Origin of the sequence: Nocardioides secundeburneus (assembly GCF_039939255.1) — a bacterium.
GTDB lineage: Bacteria > Actinomycetota > Actinomycetes > Propionibacteriales > Nocardioidaceae > Nocardioides.
The window spans coordinates 141740-156931 of the sequence record NZ_JBDUUE010000004.1; the positions used below are offsets into that span (position 1 = coordinate 141740).

The window sequence follows — 15192 nt, forward strand, 5'->3', positions numbered from 1 at the left end:
GTCATAGTAGCCGACGATGCGGAGGCAGCCCAGGCCGGTCGTCACGACGGTCGTTGCACCACCAGGGCGCCGTGGGTCCCGTAGCCGAGCAGCGCCCCGCCGGTCCGCCGTCCGTTGAAGCCGAGCAGCAGCGGGCCGCCGCGCTCCGGCGGGAGGTCGACGACGCTCGGCCACGGCAGGTTGGTGGGGTAGAACGCGTCGAGGCGGCCGCGCTCGTGCAGGTCGAGGTCGAAGACCGGGTAGGCCGCCCGGTGTCGACGCGGCCCGTCGCGGCCGTCGGACGCCGCCAACCACCACGCGCCCGCGCCCCGCAGCAGCGTGGGCCCCTCGGTCGCCGTCCGGGACGACGCGCTGCCGCGCAGGGCGAGGTCGTCGAGCGCGGGACCGGAGGCGAGCGCGGGGTGGAACCGGAAGAACCGCGTCGCGCTGACGAACCCGACCAGCCAGCCGTGGTCGTCGTCGAGGGCGAGGTGCGGGTCCCAGGTGCCGACCGAGCGCAGGCCGTCGACCGGGAGCGCCAGGGCGACCGTGTCGAGCACGTGCGAGCCGCGGGTGACGTCGTCGGCCGTGCTGGCCAGCGTCGTGGTGACCCGCGGGTTCCGGGCCCTGTCGAAGTCGCCCCAGGTGCTCGTCGCGACGAGCCAGGAGTCGTCGTGCCGCACGAGGTGCGTCGCGTGGTCGCCGAGCACGCCCGCGCGCTCGGGCCGCCGGAAGAACAGGTCGCCGCGGTGGCGCAGGTCGAGCGTGACGGCGTCGAGCGACCACACCGAGGTGTGCCCGGTGCGAAAGCCCCCAGGGCCGGCGCCGGTCGCGGTCAGCAGCACGCGCGCGTCGTCGTCGGGGTCGAGCACGGGGGCGCCGTCGGCGTGCGAGACCACCCGCACGTCGCGGAACCCGAGCTGGCCGAACGTGCCGGCCCGGGCGGCGTCGGCGGTGAGGCCGGCGAGCCAGCCCTCGTCGTGGACGTCGGGGGCGTGCAGGTGCTCGGCGAGGTCGACGACGGCCCGGGCCACCCAGTCGCCGCGCTCGCGCACGAACGCCGTGACGAACGGGCCGGTGAGCGCGACGGCCAGCTCGGTGGGGTCGTCGCCGCGTCCGTGTCGCCGGCTGACGTGCCGCGAAGCGCGGCCGTCCGCCACCACCTCGAGGGCCACGCGAGCGCCGTCCCAGGTGGCGGTGAGCACGTCGTCCCCCGACCGCAGGACGACGCGCGCCGGGCCGGCGACCGGCGTCGACGCGGCGGCGTACGGAGCCGGTGGCAGGGCCGTGCCGGGCTGGACGACGTCGACCCGGTCGAGACGGGCGACCGGCGCGAAGCGCGGCAGGCCGAGGGGATCGAGGGGGCCGGGGGACTCGGTCAGCGGAGGGAGCCCGGCCACATGCGGTCGACGGAGTAGCGCTCGCCGATCGAGAAGTCGTACTGCACGAGGCGGGCGTCGGCGAGGAGTCGCTGGCCCTGCTTGTCGAGGTCGTCCTCGGTGATCTCGTTGCCCTGCGGGTCGAGCATGCGGCCCTGCTCGAGGGCGCTGACGCGGGTGCGCAGCCGGTCGAGCATCGCGTAGTAGGGCGGGATGGGCGCGTTGGCCATCTCGTAGAGCATCGGCAGGAACATGATCGGGCTGCTCTGCGGCAGCACCTTCTTGGTGTTGCCCTCGCTGCTCCAGAGGAGGAACGGCGTGGTGTACATGTCCTCGCCGGGGTTCTGGTCGGTGATGGAGGAGTCGTAGATGCCCGGCAGGTGGTCGCCGTAGAAGACCACGACGGTCTTCTCGTCGGACTGCTCCAGGCCCTGGAGGAACGACGCGAGCGCCTCGTCGGTGTGCGCGAGGCCGCGGGCGTAGTTGCCGATGCGGTCAGCCTGGTCGCCGTCGACGCCGTCGACGCCGATCGGGTCGGTGTAGTTGCCGTCGACCGGGATGTGGTTCTGCATCGTGACGAGGTTGACCATCAGCGGCGAGTCGGAGTCGTCGATCTGCTTGCGGACCTCGTCGAAGGCCGCCTGGTCGGAGATGAACTCGTTGTCCTCGATGCGGTCCTGCTCGGCGAGCGTCGTGTCGTGCACGAACTTGTCGAAGCCGAGCACGTCGTAGACCTGGTCGCGCTTGTAGAAGCTGGTGATGTAGGGGTGCACGGCCACGGGCTCGTGGCCGTGGGAGGCGAACCAGCCGACCGCCGACGGGTACTGGTCGTACTCCGGCACGAGCATCTGGTAGGGCGAGCTCATCTGCGGGGAGAACAGCCCGATGGACTGCCCGGTGAGCGCCTCGAACTCCATGTTGGCCGTGCCGCCGCCGTAGAGCTGGGCGAGCATGGTGCCCGAGGTGCCGGCCTGCATCGTGGCGCGGGTCTGCGGGATCGGGTCCTGCTGCAGCTGGAAGCCCTGCAGGCGGGTGGGGTCGGAGAACGACTCGCTGAGGACGACGACCACGTTGGTGTCGTCGAGCGAGCCCGTGCGGGTGCGGTTGACCTTGGCGGCGAGCCGCTCGTAGCGCGCGGTGAGGGCGTCCATCGTGGCCTGGTCGTAGCCCTCGGGCGTCTCCATCGCGACCGTGGGCATGTTGTAGAGGAAGCCGCCGACGAAGCCGTTGGCACTGTAGTTGGACTGCTGGTTCCAGTAGCGCCACTTGCGCCCGTCGCCCACCTCGTAGGCGGCGCGCCACGGGTTGCCGGGGTCGTTGAACCGCGTGGCGTCGGCGAGCAGGGCCAGTGCCGCGGTGACGACGAGGGCCCGCACGAGCACCGCGCCGAACTGACGGCGCAGGTCGAGGTGCTCGGGCCAGATCGAGAGCAGCTTGGGCTCGTACTTGCGGCCCAGGAACCATGCGGCCCAGACCAGGGCCGCGAGGCCGATGCCGGCCACCACGAGCATGCGTGGCGCGACCATGGTGGTCAGGAACTTCGGCTGGGTGAGGAAGTCGACGTCGCTGGGGTAGATGGGCTCGAGGCGGGTGCCGAGCTTGACCCGGTTGGCCACGGCGATGACGAGGCTGAAGGCCGCCACCAGGCCGACGGAGAGCAGCACCCGGTTGGTGAGCCCGATCAGCACGACGATGATCAGCCAGATCACGAGGCTGTCGGCGGCGAAGCTGAGGCCGTCGAAGAACGTCGACCGCCAGAAGTACGAGGGCTGGCCGAGCAGGGTCGAGGCCTCCAGCACGAACGCGCAGGCCATGGCGGCCAGCCACGAGACCTTCTGGGCCCACACCAGGGCCTGCCAGGGGGTACGCTCACGCGCGGCGCCGTCGTCGACGGAGGCCTGGGCGGGCTCGTCGAGAAGCTGCTCGGACACGCGTGGACCCTGCTTCCGCGGTAGGTGGCTGAGGGATGCCGGACCGCAGCGTGCGGCTGGCAGAAGTCCCTAGTTTACGGACTGGGACGTCGCGCGTTCATTCCCCGTTCCGGTGAGCGTCAAACTTCCGCGGGCGTCGTGATCGACGTCACGCTGCGAGGGCACGGGTTCGTCGAAGGTTCCGGCAGCATGCGCGACCTTCGGGTTGCCGACGTCATCCCCGGGTTGGATGTGCCCCCGCGGCACGGCGGCATACTGTCCGGACACGGTGCGGCGGTGGGCGTCGACCGGGGACGGGAGACTGCGTGACGGCGACGATCGAGCCGAGGGTCGAGGCGGAGCCCGCGACCACACGTCGCGTGCCGCGGGTCATCGCCGTCGGCGTGTGGACGCTGCTGCTCGTCGTCTGGTCCGACCTGCGCGGCATCCCCAACGACCCGTGGGGCGTGCTGATCACGCTGTGGCTGTTCACGATCGCCTGGAACATCGAGGCCCCGTGGCGCCACCACCTCGGGTTCCTGCGCGACTGGACCGTGCCCGCGCTGCTGCTCGCCGTCTACTTCTACAGTCGCGGCTGGGTCGACGAGTTCGACATCACCGTGCACTGGACCATGCCGATCGACGTCGACCGGTGGATGTTCGGCGGCGAGCTGCCCACGACCACCTTGCAGCAGGCCTGGTGCGGCCAGCCGTGCACGCTCGACGGCCCGGTGCGCTGGTACGACAGCTACTTCACCACCGTCTACGCCACCCACTTCGTCGTCGGGCTCACGCTCGCCGTCGTCCTCTGGGCCAAGAACCGCACCGAGTGGCTGGTCTGGATGCGTCGCTACCTCGGGCTCAACTTCGCCGGCCTCGTCATCTACATCGCCTACCCCATGGCCCCGCCGTGGATGGCCTCCGACGAGGGCTACGTCGAGTCGATGGAGCGCATCACCTCCCGCGGCTGGGGCGACCTCGGCCTGCACCGGGCCAACGTCATCCTCAACGGCGTCGGCAACCCGGTCGCCGCGATGCCCTCGCTGCACGCCGGCACCGCGATGCTCGTCGCGCTCTACGGCATCTGGCGCCTCCGCACGGCCTGGCGCTGGCTGCTGCTGCTCTACCCGCTGTCGATGTGCGTCGCGCTCGTCTACTTCGCCGAGCACTACGTGGTCGACGAGCTCGCCGGCATCGTGCTGGCCGGGCTGGTCATGGTCGGCGCCTCCGCCTGGGAGCGGTGGCGGGCGAGGCGCAAGCCGCCGGCCGAGCCCGAGTCCGACGCCGGCACCGAGCCCGACGCCACCCCGCTCGCTGCTGGCTAGCGGCCGTCGTCCCTTGGGCCGACGCTGCGGTAGTCCGGGGCGCTAGCAGCGGGTCAGCAGCGGGCCAGCAGCAGGACGACGTCAGACGTCGGTGACGCGGGGCGCGACCTCGGTGCCGAGCAGCTCGATGCCGCGCAGCAGGTCGGCATGGGCGAGGCGCGGGTTGGTCATCTGCAGGGCGATGCGGTCGACGCCGCCGAGCTGGTCGGCCACGCGGCCCAGCTTGGCGACGATCTCGTCGGGGTCGCCGAGGAAGAACGCGCCGTCGGGGCCGCTGGTGGCGTCGAACTGCGCCCGGTTGGGCGGTGCGAACCCGCGCTCGCGCGAGACGCTCGTGAACATCTCGTGCCAGCCCGGGTAGATCGTGTCGGCCGCCTGCTGTCGGCTCTCGCCGACGTAGCCGAAGACGTGCAGGCCGACCTGGAGGGTCTCGGGGGAGTGGCCGGCCTCGGCGCCCGCGCGGCGGTAGAGGTCGACGAGCGGGGCGAAGCGCCGCGGCTCGCCACCGATGATCGCCACCATCAGCGGCAGGCCGAGCAGGCCGGCGCGCACGAACGACTCGGGCGTGCCGCCGACGCCGACCCACACCGGCAACGGGTCCTGCACCGGGCGCGGGTAGACGCCCTGCCCGGTCAGAGCCGGCCGGTGGCGACCGGACCAGGTGACGTGGGGTGACTCGCGGATCTTCAGCAGCAGGTCGAGCTTCTCGGAGAACAGCTCGTCGTAGTCGTGCAGGTCGAGGCCGAACAACGGGAACGACTCGGTGAACGAGCCCCGCCCGACGACCAGGTCGATGCGCCCGCCCGAGATCAGGTCGAGGGTGGCGAACTGCTGGAAGACCCGGACCGGGTCGTTGGCACTGAGCACGGCGACGGCGCTGCCGAGCCGGATGCGCGTCGTCCGGGCGGCCGCCGCGGCGAGGATCACCGGAGGCGCGGAGTCGTAGTACTCCTCGCGGTGGTGCTCGCCGATGCCGAACGAGTAGAGCCCCGAGCGGTCGGCGAGCTCGATCTCCTCGAGCAGGTGCGCGAGGCGCTCGGCGGGGCCCACGACGTGGCCGGTGGTGGGGTCGGTGACCCGCGAGACGAAGCTGTCGACGCCGACGTGCATGCGCCCAGCCTGACAGGTGGTCGCGCACGAGCGAAGCCCCCGGCCGGGAGACCCGGCGGGGGCTTCGTCATTCGGTGGGCAGGGGCGGGGTCGAACCGCCGACCTATCACTTTTCAGGCGATCGCTCGTACCAACTGAGCTACCTGCCCTCGAACGGAGAGAACCTTACTAGAGGCCGCGCCCGGCTCCGAATCCGTATCTCCGGCGACAGGCCCTAGGGCCGGTCGCGGTCGGCGACGCGCCGGGTCACGGCCTCGTTCACGACCTGGGCCGTGCGCGGGTCGTCGGGGCCGAGGTCGGGGTGGAAGATCCAGCCGACCCCGCCGTAGGCGTCGACGAGGTCGCCGCCCGGCTCCGAGGGGATGCGCAGGCACGCCTCGTGCAGGAAGTCGAGGACGGCGATGCCCAGGCTCTCGGGGCGTCGTCCGGAGATGACGACGCTGACGCCGAGCTCGGCGCCGTGCGTGACGAGCTGGTGCACGGCGTTGACCGACGACTCGTCGAGCGCGCCGGGGAAGTCGGGCAGCAGGAGCAGGCGACCGGGCCGGTGCTCGGGCGGCAGGTCGTCGACCGCGCCCGACTGGCGGGCCATCGACAGGATGCGCAGGTGCTCGAGGTGCTCGTCGAGCAGCCGGGCGGCCTCGGCGGCGTCGGTGGCCGGTGGGGTGGACGCCGGCAGGTGGCCGAGCCTGGCCCGGTCGCCGACGTCGACGACGCTCACGCGCGGGGCGCGGGGCAGCGCGACCATCATGCGGGTGGTGATCGCGGCCATCATCCGGGCCGCGGTGACCTCGCCGCCGGTGTCGGTCTCGATCCAGACCGGTGGGGCGAGGGGCACGTGGCGCACCATCGGCAGCCGGAAGTCGGGCGCCGACCGCAGGGCGATCTCGCCGAGCCGGAACGCCCACGGTGCCTCGTGCAGGGGAGGCCGGGTCCACGCGGGCGCACCCCACGAGGCGAGCGAGCCGGGGAGCACCTGGTCGAGTCGGCGGAGCTCGTCGGTGAGCTGGGCGAGGTCGGCCCGGTGGCGCTCGGCGGCCTGGCCGACCAGCTCGTCGTGCCGCTGCTGGGCCTCGGCCCGGGCGGCGTCGGCGGCGGGCCCCATGCGCAGCGACGGGTCGCCGACCAGGTGCTCGAGGTCGGCCTCGAGCCGGCGCTGGGCGTAGGCCGCCGACGACTCGAACGAGGCCGTGGTGCGCGAGGCGTCGTCGAGGATCATGCCGATGTGGCGCACCGGGTCGTCGACCGTGGGCGGCGCCGCGGCGGGGGCGGCCGCGGGGGCGGTCGGCGACGAGGGTGGTGGGGGCGGCGTCGGCACGGCGGGCGCCGTCGTCCCGTAGGCCGCGGCCAGCGCGCCGAGCCCGCCGGCGTAGCCCTGGGCGAGCGCCCGCACCTTCCACGCGCCGTCGCGCCGGTAGACCTCGACCATGACGAGCGCGGTCTCGCTGCTCAACCCCGCCGGCGTCACGGTGAAGGCCACGGCACCGTCGGACGTGAGCAGCTGCGCGGTGGGCGGGCCGGCGAAGCCGGTGGCCACGACGACGACGCGCGCGACGCCGGCGTCGACCGCGGTGAGGTCGGCCGTGACTCCCTCGACCTCCCCGGGCAGGTGGACGACGCCGCGCACCGACGGGCGGGCGGCGTCGGCCCACGGCGTCGCGTCGACGGCCCGGCCGTCGGCGCCGAGCAGCAGCGCCGCGACGCGCGCGCCCGCGACGTAGACCGTCGCACGCGCCTCGGGCCACGGGCGGTTCTCGCCGCTGCGCAGCTCGGTCATCGTCGCCCTCGGGCTCGGCTAGCGCTTGCCGACGTAGCGCTCGAGCTGCGGCAGCGCGTCGAGCGGCGTCTTGGCCTGGATGCCGTCGCCGATCGCGGTGAACTGCCAGGTGCCGCCGTCGCGGGTCAGCTTGGCCATCACCATGCCGGTGAACGGCATGCCGCCGGCGAGCGTGTAGCGGGCGAGCTCGCCGTCCTGGTGGTCGACGAGGCGGCAGAACGCGTTCTGGATCTGCTCGAACGTCTGGCCCTGGTAGCTGGTGACGATGAAGATCACCGTGTCGACGTGCACCGGCACGCGGGTGAGGTCGACCGCGACGACCTCGTCGTCGCCCTCGCCCTCACCGGTGCGGTTGTCACCCATGTGCTGGATGGAGCCGTCCTTGGTGGTCAGGTTGTTGTAGAACGCCAGGTCGGCCACCTGGGTGCCGGCGAACAGCACGGCCGAGGCGTCGAGGTCGACGTCGACCTCGCGGCTGCCGAAGAAGCCGCCCTTCTTGACGGCGTCCCAGCCCAGGCCCATGCGCACCATCGTGAGCTTGGTGCCGCCGTCCTTGACCAGGTTGACCGTCTGGCCCTTGGTCAGGCTGACCGGGCGGCCCTTGGTGAGGTTGACGCCGCCACCGGACGGCGCAGCGGGGGCCGGGGGCGGCGGCGTCGACGCCTGCGGGGCGGCGGGCGGCGGGGGCGGCACCGGGCTGGACGGCGGCGTGGCGGCCTGGCCGTAGGTGGGCGCCGGGGGCGGCGGGGCCGGCGTCGAGGTCTGCGACGGCGCGGCGGGCGGGGGCGGCGGGACCGGGCTGGCTGCGGCGGCCGGGGCGGCCGGTGCCGGGTCGTCGGAGGCGTCGATGCCGTGGTCGCCGAGCAGCGCCACGAGGCCGCCGGCGTAGCCCTGGCCGACGGCACGCACCTTCCACGCGCCCTGGCGGCGGTAGAGCTCGAGCGGCATCACGATGGTCTCGGACGACAGGTCGGTCATCGTGAACTCGACCAGCGGCGTCCCGGACTGGTCGCTGACCCGGGCCACCGGCTGCCCGGCCTGCCCGAACGTCAAGCCGTCGTCGTCGATCGAGGTGACCAGGCGGACGATCTCGACGTCGGCCGGCACCGCGTCGAGGTCGACGACGACCTGCCAGCCGGTGCTGCCCGAGGGGGACTTGCACTGCACGCCGGGACCCTGCGGAGCGTTGTAGAAGACGAAGTCGCTCTCGCTGCGCACCTTGCCGCCCGCGGCGAGCAGCAGGGCGGAGAGGTCGGCGTTGGCGTTGACGTCGACCGTCACGGTGACCTGCGTGGCCTGCAGGGGGGCGTTGGTGCCCTTGGTCAGCTGGATCATGTGCGTGCGTCGTCCTCGTTCGTCGGTTCGGCGGTGGGCGGGATCGCTGGAGGCAACCTACCTGCGCGCGCGGAACGGCGGGGGGCGTGGAGTCGGACGAGCGGTGGCACCCCCAACGGGATTCGAACCCGTGCTACCGCCGTGAAAGGGCGGGGTCCTGGGCCGCTAGACGATGGGGGCCGGACTGGTCGACATCGTAGTGGTCGCCGCCCGGGAGCCGCAGCCGAGTGGGCCCGGGGACGGCGGGTGGCGACCGATTGGGAACTCCGGGCGGGCGTGCGTTAGTGTTCTCACCGCTGCCCTCGGGGAGCACCAAGAAGTCAATGGCCCCGTAGCGCAGTTGGTTAGCGCGCCGCCCTGTCACGGCGGAGGCCGCGGGTTCGAGTCCCGTCGGGGTCGCAGAGAAGCACACCAGACATGCTCCAGGTCACCGACCTGGGGCATGTCCTGCTTTTCCACCCCCGTCGACGTGCGGCTGGCAGCGCTGGCACCCGGGTGCCAGGTGGTCGCAACTTCCCCGCAAGCACGGGCGTCTTCGCTGTGAGCACCCATCACCCACAGCAGAAGGAGTCGTCATGACCCACCACCCCCGCCGTACCGCCGCCCTCGTCGCCGCCACCGCCCTCGCCGGCCTGGGCGCCACCCTGCCCGCCGCCGGCGCCCACGCCGCGACACCGAGCAGGATCACCGTCGCCGCCTCGGACACCTCGGTGTCGTCGGGCGAGCAGCTCGTCCTGTCCGGCCGGCTGTCGCAGGCCGGCGTCGTCCGCGTCGTCGCGAAGGACGGCACGTCCTGGACGCCGCTCACCGGTGCCGTCGTGCACACCCGGCGCGACGGCAGCTACGCCGTCCGGGTCGTGCTGTCACGTGCCGGCGACCGGGTGCTGCGCGTCGTCGGCGACCCCGACGCCGCCGGCGTCCGCACCAGCCGGGCCCGGGTCGTCGTCCACGTGTCGTGAGCCGGACGTCGTGACGGCCGCCCCGTGTGGGGCGGTCGGGCACGATGGCGTCGTGCCGATGGACATGGAGCGCGAGGCCTTCGAGGCGCTCGTCGACCGAGCCCTCGACCAGATCCCCGACGAGCTGGCCACGCTGGTGCGCAACGTCGTCGTCCTCGTCGAGGACGAGCCGCCGGACGACGAGCCGGACGACCTCCTCGGTCTCTACGACGGCGTCGCGCTCACCGAGCGCAACGACATGTACGGGGGCGTGCTGCCCGACCGGATCTTCATCTTCCGCAACCCGCTGCTCGACTTCTGCGACGACGAGGCCCAGCTCGAGCACGAGGTGCGCATCACCGTCGTGCACGAGGTGGCGCACCACTTCGGCATCGACGACGACCGGTTGCACGACCTCGGGTACGCCTGACCCGATCGGTGCCGACGGGGCGCGCCGCAGCTGCACCATCGTGCGGTCCGGGACGGCGCCCAGGCCGCCCGCGCGGGCTGCGTTCAGCTGACCGACGTGCGCCGTGACTGCTCGACCGGCGACTGCTCGACCCACGCGTGCGGCTCGTCGCCGTCGGCCTGGTGGAGGAGCTCGCCGAGGATCCAGGTCTGGAACTCGACCTGGCGCGGGGTGCGGGCCAGGGCCAGCATCTTCTCCTCGCGCGCGAAGGCGTCGGTGAGGGCGAGCAGCTCGACGAGCCGGCCGACGCCCTGGGCCTCGGCGCGCCCGAGCACGACCTCGAGGTCGGTGGTGGCGTGGCCGGCCCGCGACGCGCGGTCGACCTTCTCGCGCACGCTGTCGAGCGTGAGCGGGCGCCCGAGCCGGTGGAAGACGTCGGAGAGGTCCTTGGCGAGCGGGTAGTCGGCCTCGTGGGCCATCGCGAGCAGCCGCACCTCGCGCCGCAGCTCGCGGAAGTGGTTGTGGAAGAACACGTAGTCCTTGACGGGGACGTCGAGCAGACGCACCTTCACGGGGTCGACCGGCTGCTCGCCGGTCGCGTCGCCGACCTCGCCGGTGATCTGGCCCTCGGAGCCGGCGTCGTCGCTGAACTCGGCCGCGGGGGAGAACCACACGATCTTGCCGTCGGCCTCGATCTCGGCACCCCAGGCGTCGGAGGCCCGCGCCACGATGCTGAGCCCCCGGCCGAAGGTGAGCAGCGCCTCGTCGAGGGCGTCGAGGTCGAAGTCGAGGTCGCCGTCGTCGCCCGCCTCGCCGCCGAACGCGCCGAGACCGGAGGCCGGTGCGGGCAGGGTGGGCGGCTCGGTGGAGCCGTCGCGGACCTCGACCCGCGGGTGCTCCCGGGTGCCGCGCACCCGCACCTGGATCGGCTGCTCGCCGTGCAGCAGCGCGTTGGTGACCACCTCCGAGACCGCCATCTCGGCGCACTCGACCAGCTCGTCGCGCCCGATCTCCCGGATCGCCGTGACGACCCACCGCCGGGCGTCCTGGACCCCGCGGGGTCCGTTGCCCAAGGACAGGGCGGGCCTGTTCAGGGGCATCGGGCTTCTCCGAGCGGTCGGTCGAGGGCGAGGTGGCTCCGGCCAGCGTGTGGCCGATCCCGGGTCGTGTACCCGACGAGGCACGGGTGAAACACGGGCGGTTGAAGTTTGTCGCACAAAGTTCGTGGGAGCGTGACGACCTGTGATGCACGAGACGTCCCTGCGGGTTACCCATCGCGCGGCGGAACGCGGGAGAGTGGGTACCGACAGGCCGTCCAAACCCAGCTAGATGGAGCGCCCGATGTCGACCGAACCCCGGCCCGAGACCTCTCTCCCCGCCGCCAACCGACCCGCCTCCGACCGCCACCAGGTGGTCGTGATCGGCTCCGGCTTCGGCGGACTCTTCGGCACGCAGGCGCTCAAGCGGTCCGACGTCGACGTGACGATGGTCGCCAAGACCACGCACCACCTCTTCCAGCCGCTGCTCTACCAGATGGCGACCGGCATCCTCTCCGAGGGCGAGATCGCGCCGCCGACGCGCGAGATCCTGTCGGGGCAGAAGAACGCCCAGGTGCTGCTCGGCAAGGTCACCGACATCGACCTCACCAACCGCACGGTCACCTCGCACGTGCTCGGCCGCACCACCGTCAACCACTACGACTCGCTCATCGTCGCCGCGGGTGCCGGCCAGTCCTACTTCGGCAACGACCACTTCTCCGAGTTCGCCCCCGGCATGAAGAGCATCGACGACGCCCTCGAGCTGCGCGGGCGGATCTTCGGCGCCTTCGAGATGGCCGAGCTCGGCGCGGCGCGGGGCGACAACGTCGACCACTTCCTCACCTTCGTCGTTGTCGGGGCCGGCCCGACCGGCGTCGAGATGGCCGGGCAGATCGCCGAGCTGGCCCACCGCACGCTCAAGCGCGACTTCCAGGCCATCAACACCCGCTCCGCGCGCGTCGTCCTGGTCGATGCCGCCCCGCAGGTGCTGCCGCCCTTCGGCCGCAAGCTCGGCCTCTGGACCAAGGAGCGCCTCGAGCGGCTCGGCGTCGAGGTCGTGCTCGGCGCGATGGTCACCGACGTCGACGAGCGCGGCCTGACCATCAAGTTCAAGAACGGCACGACCGAGCGCATCGACTCGGTCGCCAAGGTCTGGGCCGCCGGCGTGCAGGCGTCGTCGCTGTCGAAGACGCTCTCGGAGCAGACCGGCGCGCCGCTCGACCGGGCCGGCCGCATCTCGGTCAACCCCGACCTCACGCTGCCCGGCCACCCCGAGGTGTTCGTGGTCGGCGACATGATCGCGCTCGACAACCTCCCCGGCGTCGCGCAGGTCGCCATCCAGGGCGCGAAGTACGCCGCCAAGGAGATCGACGGCCGGCTCAAGGGCAAGCCCGCCCAGAAGCCGTTCAAGTACTTCGACAAGGGCTCGATGGCCACCATCAGCCGCTTCAACGCCGTCGCGATGATCGGCAAGATCCGGCTCACCGGCTTCATCGCCTGGCTGATGTGGCTCGCCGTCCACCTCGTCTACATCACCGGCTTCAAGAACCGCATCACCGCGGTCATGCACTGGTTCGTCTCGTTCCTCGGCCGCGGCCGCAGCGAGCGCACGGCGACCGAGCAGCAGATCTTCGGCCGGCTGGCCCTGTCGCGGCTCAAGCGCGGCGCCACCGACCTCGTCTCGCCCCCGGGCGAGCTCGTCAGCGCCGACGACGAGGCCCACCGCCGCGAGGAGCTCGAGGAGCAGGCGGCCGAGGAGGTCCGGCTCACCGACGAGAGCAAGCGCGGCGTCAAGGTGTCGGCCGGCAAGGTCTGAGCCACGCCGACGGCCGCGAGCAAGCGCGCCGTCAGCGTGGGCGGTGCCGCTCGAGGGCCGCGGTGAACTGGGCCGGGTCGACCATCGAGGAGTCGATGACGAGCGGGTCGCGGCCGAAGCGGCCCATGAGCACCTTCCAGCCGGGGCGCCCGGGCTTGCCGACGACCTCCATCCGCGTGAAGCGGCTGGTCAGGTCGAAGACCTCACGGGTGCTGCCGCGGACCACCTCGAGCTGGCCCGCGTGGATCGCGACGCGAGCCGGCGCGGCGCTCACCCGGAGGCCGTAGAGCACGAGGGTCAGGACGGCGAGGGTGCCGGCGACCCCCACGGTCAGCGTGGTGGGGTCGTCGTAGGCCAGCAGCCCCGCGCCGGCGGCGCTGACCAGGGTGACGCCGGTCAGCCCCCCGAGGATGCGACGCAGCAGCATCCGCGGCGGGAACTCGACGTCGGTGGTGGTACCGAGGGACGGCGCGTGCCGGGCAGCGAGCACCGGTGCGGCGGTCGACGCCGGGCGGTCTGCGGGCTCGACCGGCTCGACGTGGTCGCTCGCCGACCCGGCCGCGGGTGTCGTGGCGGCGGGCTCGTCGGACTCGTCGGGGTCGGCGGCGGGGGGAGTCTCCTCGGGCAGCGGGCCGTCCCCCGAGGACCCCGGTGTTCCTGCGTGGTGCGCCTGCCAGCGCCCCAGGAGCTCCTCCGCGGGATCCGGCTGTCCGCCGGGACGCGAAGGCATGGACACCACGCTAGTCCCACCCGTCGCTCACGTCCCCGGTTGGTTGAAAGATCACGGGTCCGGGACGGGTGAGTCATGGCACACCTGCTGCCGGAACGTGCTGCCAGACTGACCGCGACCCGTCCGCCGTCGTACAGGAGTCGCCATGTCCTTCGGGCCGTCCGGCATGAATCCCGCCTACCCCGCGCCCAGCGAGGCCGCCGTCCGGCACCACGCCGAGATGGTGGCGTTCATGCGCGAGGAGGTGTTCCCGGCCGAGGCCGCCTACGAGCGGTTCCGGCACGAGGCGGGCGAGGGCGACCACGCGCCGCCGCCGGTGATCGAGGAGCTCAAGACCAAGGCCCGTGCCCGCGGCCTGTGGAACCTCTTCCTGCCGGCCGAGAGCGGGCTCACGCAGCTCGAGTACGCCCCGATCGCCGAGCTGTCGGGATGGAGCAACGAGCTCGCGCCGGAGGCGATCAACTGCCAGGCGCCCGACACCGGCAACATGGAGCTGCTGCACCTGATCGGCACCGAGGAGCAGCAGGCCCGCTGGCTGCGCCCGCTGCTCGACGGCGAGATCCGCTCGGCCTTCGCGATGACCGAGCCCCGGGTGGCGTCGTCCGACGCGACGAACATCGAGACCCGCATCGTGCGCGACGGCGACGAGTACGTCGTCAACGGCCGCAAGTGGTGGATCTCCGGGGCCGCCGACCCGCGCTGCCGGGTGCTCATCGTCATGGGCAAGACCGACCCCGAGGCGGCCACGCACCGCCAGCAGTCGATGCTGATCGTGCCCGTCGACACGCCGGGCGTCGACGTCCAGCGCTCGCTGCCGGTCTTCGGGCGCCAGGACCAGCACGGCCACTGCGAGGTCGAGCTCACGGACGTCCGCGTGCCGGTGACCAACATCCTCGGCGAGGAGGGCGGCGGGTTCGCGGCCGCCCAGGCCCGGCTCGGCCCGGGGCGCATCCACCACGTGATGCGCGCGCTCGGGGCCGGTGAGCGGGCGCTGGCGATGATGGTGCAGCGGGCCCAGCAACGCACGGCGTTCGGCGGCGCGCTGGCCGAGCAGAGCGCGGTGCGCGAGCGCATCGCCGAGTCGCGCATCGAGCTCGAGCAGGCCCGTGCGCTGTGCCACCACGCGGCGTTCATCGTCGACAGCGAGGGCAACAAGGCGGCGCGTCACCTGATCGCCGCGGCGAAGGTCGCCGTCCCGCGGGCCGTGCTCTCGGTGATCGACCGAGCCATCCAGCTGCACGGCGGCGCCGGCGTCACCGATGCGACCCCCTTGTCGATGCTGTACGGCTGGCACCGGGCCATGCGCATCTTCGACGGCCCCGACGAGGCGCACCTGACGACGCTCGCTCGCGCCGAGCTGAGTCGTGAGCCGTTGTTCGACCTGCCGCCGTCGCTGTTCGACCAGCTCCGCGAGCGGTGAGTCGCGTCCCGGATCACACCCAGGGGT

General features: G+C 72.6%; 12 protein-coding genes and 3 tRNA genes. 6 read left to right on the forward strand and 9 right to left on the reverse strand.

Annotation, left to right across the window (positions count from 1 at the left end):
• Positions 1-41: 41 nt before the first annotated feature.
• Positions 42-1379, reverse strand: a complete 1338-nt coding sequence (locus ABFT23_RS11630; RefSeq protein WP_347895320.1) for a hypothetical protein — start codon at positions 1377-1379, stop codon at positions 42-44.
• On the reverse strand, positions 1358-3289 hold the full coding sequence (locus tag ABFT23_RS11635) for an LTA synthase family protein (RefSeq protein WP_347895321.1): 1932 nt from the start codon (positions 3287-3289) through the stop codon (positions 1358-1360). The genes ABFT23_RS11630 and ABFT23_RS11635 overlap by 22 nt, the downstream gene beginning before the upstream one ends.
• Positions 3290-3594: 305 nt before the next feature.
• On the opposite strand from ABFT23_RS11635, the gene ABFT23_RS11640 reads away from it, so the two are divergent.
• Positions 3595-4593, forward strand: coding sequence for a phosphatase PAP2 family protein (locus tag ABFT23_RS11640; RefSeq protein ID WP_347895323.1), 999 nt, complete (start codon positions 3595-3597; stop codon positions 4591-4593).
• A gap of 81 nt (positions 4594-4674) precedes the next feature.
• On the opposite strand, the gene ABFT23_RS11645 is transcribed toward ABFT23_RS11640, so the two are convergent.
• From ABFT23_RS11645 to ABFT23_RS11665, 5 genes are all read right to left on the reverse strand, one after another.
• Positions 4675-5703 (reverse strand): Atu2307/SP_0267 family LLM class monooxygenase, encoded by a 1029-nt coding sequence (locus ABFT23_RS11645; protein WP_347895324.1) that lies wholly within the window; start codon positions 5701-5703, stop codon positions 4675-4677.
• 75 nt (positions 5704-5778) lie between these two features.
• Positions 5779-5852: transfer RNA gene (locus ABFT23_RS11650), tRNA-Phe, on the reverse strand.
• A 65-nt stretch (positions 5853-5917) separates the two neighbouring features.
• Entirely contained in the window at positions 5918-7480 is a 1563-nt protein-coding gene (locus tag ABFT23_RS11655) for a TerD family protein (protein ID WP_347895325.1), read from the reverse strand.
• 18 nt (positions 7481-7498) lie between these two features.
• The gene (locus ABFT23_RS11660; RefSeq protein ID WP_347895327.1) at positions 7499-8815 is read right to left on the reverse strand and encodes a TerD family protein; all 1317 of its coding nucleotides are present in this window, start codon (positions 8813-8815) and stop codon (positions 7499-7501) included.
• Positions 8816-8919: 104 nt separating this feature from the next.
• Positions 8920-8995, reverse strand: a tRNA-Glu gene (locus tag ABFT23_RS11665).
• Between the two features lie 145 nt (positions 8996-9140).
• On the opposite strand from ABFT23_RS11665, the gene ABFT23_RS11670 reads away from it, so the two are divergent.
• The 3 genes from ABFT23_RS11670 to ABFT23_RS11680 all read left to right on the forward strand — a co-directional run bounded on the left by ABFT23_RS11670 (position 9141) and on the right by ABFT23_RS11680 (position 10183).
• Positions 9141-9214: transfer RNA gene (locus tag ABFT23_RS11670), tRNA-Asp, on the forward strand.
• Positions 9215-9390: 176 nt separating this feature from the next.
• Positions 9391-9774 (forward strand): hypothetical protein, encoded by a 384-nt coding sequence (locus ABFT23_RS11675; protein ID WP_347895329.1) that lies wholly within the window; start codon positions 9391-9393, stop codon positions 9772-9774.
• Between the two features lie 58 nt (positions 9775-9832).
• Complete coding sequence (locus tag ABFT23_RS11680; RefSeq protein ID WP_347896066.1) at positions 9833-10183, forward strand: metallopeptidase family protein; 351 nt, start codon at positions 9833-9835, stop codon at positions 10181-10183.
• An 83-nt stretch (positions 10184-10266) separates the two neighbouring features.
• Here ABFT23_RS11680 and ABFT23_RS11685 read toward each other — a convergent pair whose 3' ends face one another.
• Complete coding sequence (locus tag ABFT23_RS11685; RefSeq protein WP_347895331.1) at positions 10267-11262, reverse strand: ATP-binding protein; 996 nt, start codon at positions 11260-11262, stop codon at positions 10267-10269.
• A gap of 241 nt (positions 11263-11503) precedes the next feature.
• Between ABFT23_RS11685 and ABFT23_RS11690 the strand changes: the two genes are divergently transcribed.
• Positions 11504-13015 (forward strand): NAD(P)/FAD-dependent oxidoreductase, encoded by a 1512-nt coding sequence (locus ABFT23_RS11690; RefSeq protein WP_347895332.1) that lies wholly within the window; start codon positions 11504-11506, stop codon positions 13013-13015.
• A 31-nt stretch (positions 13016-13046) separates the two neighbouring features.
• Here ABFT23_RS11690 and ABFT23_RS11695 read toward each other — a convergent pair whose 3' ends face one another.
• A complete protein-coding gene (locus tag ABFT23_RS11695) occupies positions 13047-13745 on the reverse strand; it encodes a hypothetical protein (protein WP_347895334.1) in 699 nt (232 codons plus the stop codon).
• Positions 13746-13890: 145 nt separating this feature from the next.
• On the opposite strand from ABFT23_RS11695, the gene ABFT23_RS11700 reads away from it, so the two are divergent.
• On the forward strand, positions 13891-15165 hold the full coding sequence (locus ABFT23_RS11700) for an acyl-CoA dehydrogenase family protein (protein WP_457623343.1): 1275 nt from the start codon (positions 13891-13893) through the stop codon (positions 15163-15165).
• Positions 15166-15192 lie beyond the last annotated feature (27 nt).

What these genes read in the sequence shown, in the direction of transcription:
- ABFT23_RS11695 (WP_347895334.1), bottom strand. Translation starts at nt 13,745, where the DNA reads ATGCCTTCGCGTCCCGGCGGACAGCCGGATCCCGCGGAGGAGCTCCTG.
- ABFT23_RS11700 (WP_457623343.1), top strand. Translation starts at nt 13,891, where the DNA reads ATGTCCTTCGGGCCGTCCGGCATGAATCCCGCCTACCCCGCGCCCAGC.
- ABFT23_RS11690 (WP_347895332.1), top strand. Translation starts at nt 11,504, where the DNA reads ATGTCGACCGAACCCCGGCCCGAGACCTCTCTCCCCGCCGCCAACCGA.
- ABFT23_RS11645 (WP_347895324.1), bottom strand. Translation starts at nt 5,703, where the DNA reads ATGCACGTCGGCGTCGACAGCTTCGTCTCGCGGGTCACCGACCCCACC.
- ABFT23_RS11680 (WP_347896066.1), top strand. Translation starts at nt 9,833, where the DNA reads ATGGACATGGAGCGCGAGGCCTTCGAGGCGCTCGTCGACCGAGCCCTC.
- ABFT23_RS11655 (WP_347895325.1), bottom strand. Translation starts at nt 7,480, where the DNA reads ATGACCGAGCTGCGCAGCGGCGAGAACCGCCCGTGGCCCGAGGCGCGT.
- ABFT23_RS11685 (WP_347895331.1), bottom strand. Translation starts at nt 11,262, where the DNA reads ATGCCCCTGAACAGGCCCGCCCTGTCCTTGGGCAACGGACCCCGCGGG.
- ABFT23_RS11675 (WP_347895329.1), top strand. Translation starts at nt 9,391, where the DNA reads ATGACCCACCACCCCCGCCGTACCGCCGCCCTCGTCGCCGCCACCGCC.
- ABFT23_RS11660 (WP_347895327.1), bottom strand. Translation starts at nt 8,815, where the DNA reads ATGATCCAGCTGACCAAGGGCACCAACGCCCCCCTGCAGGCCACGCAG.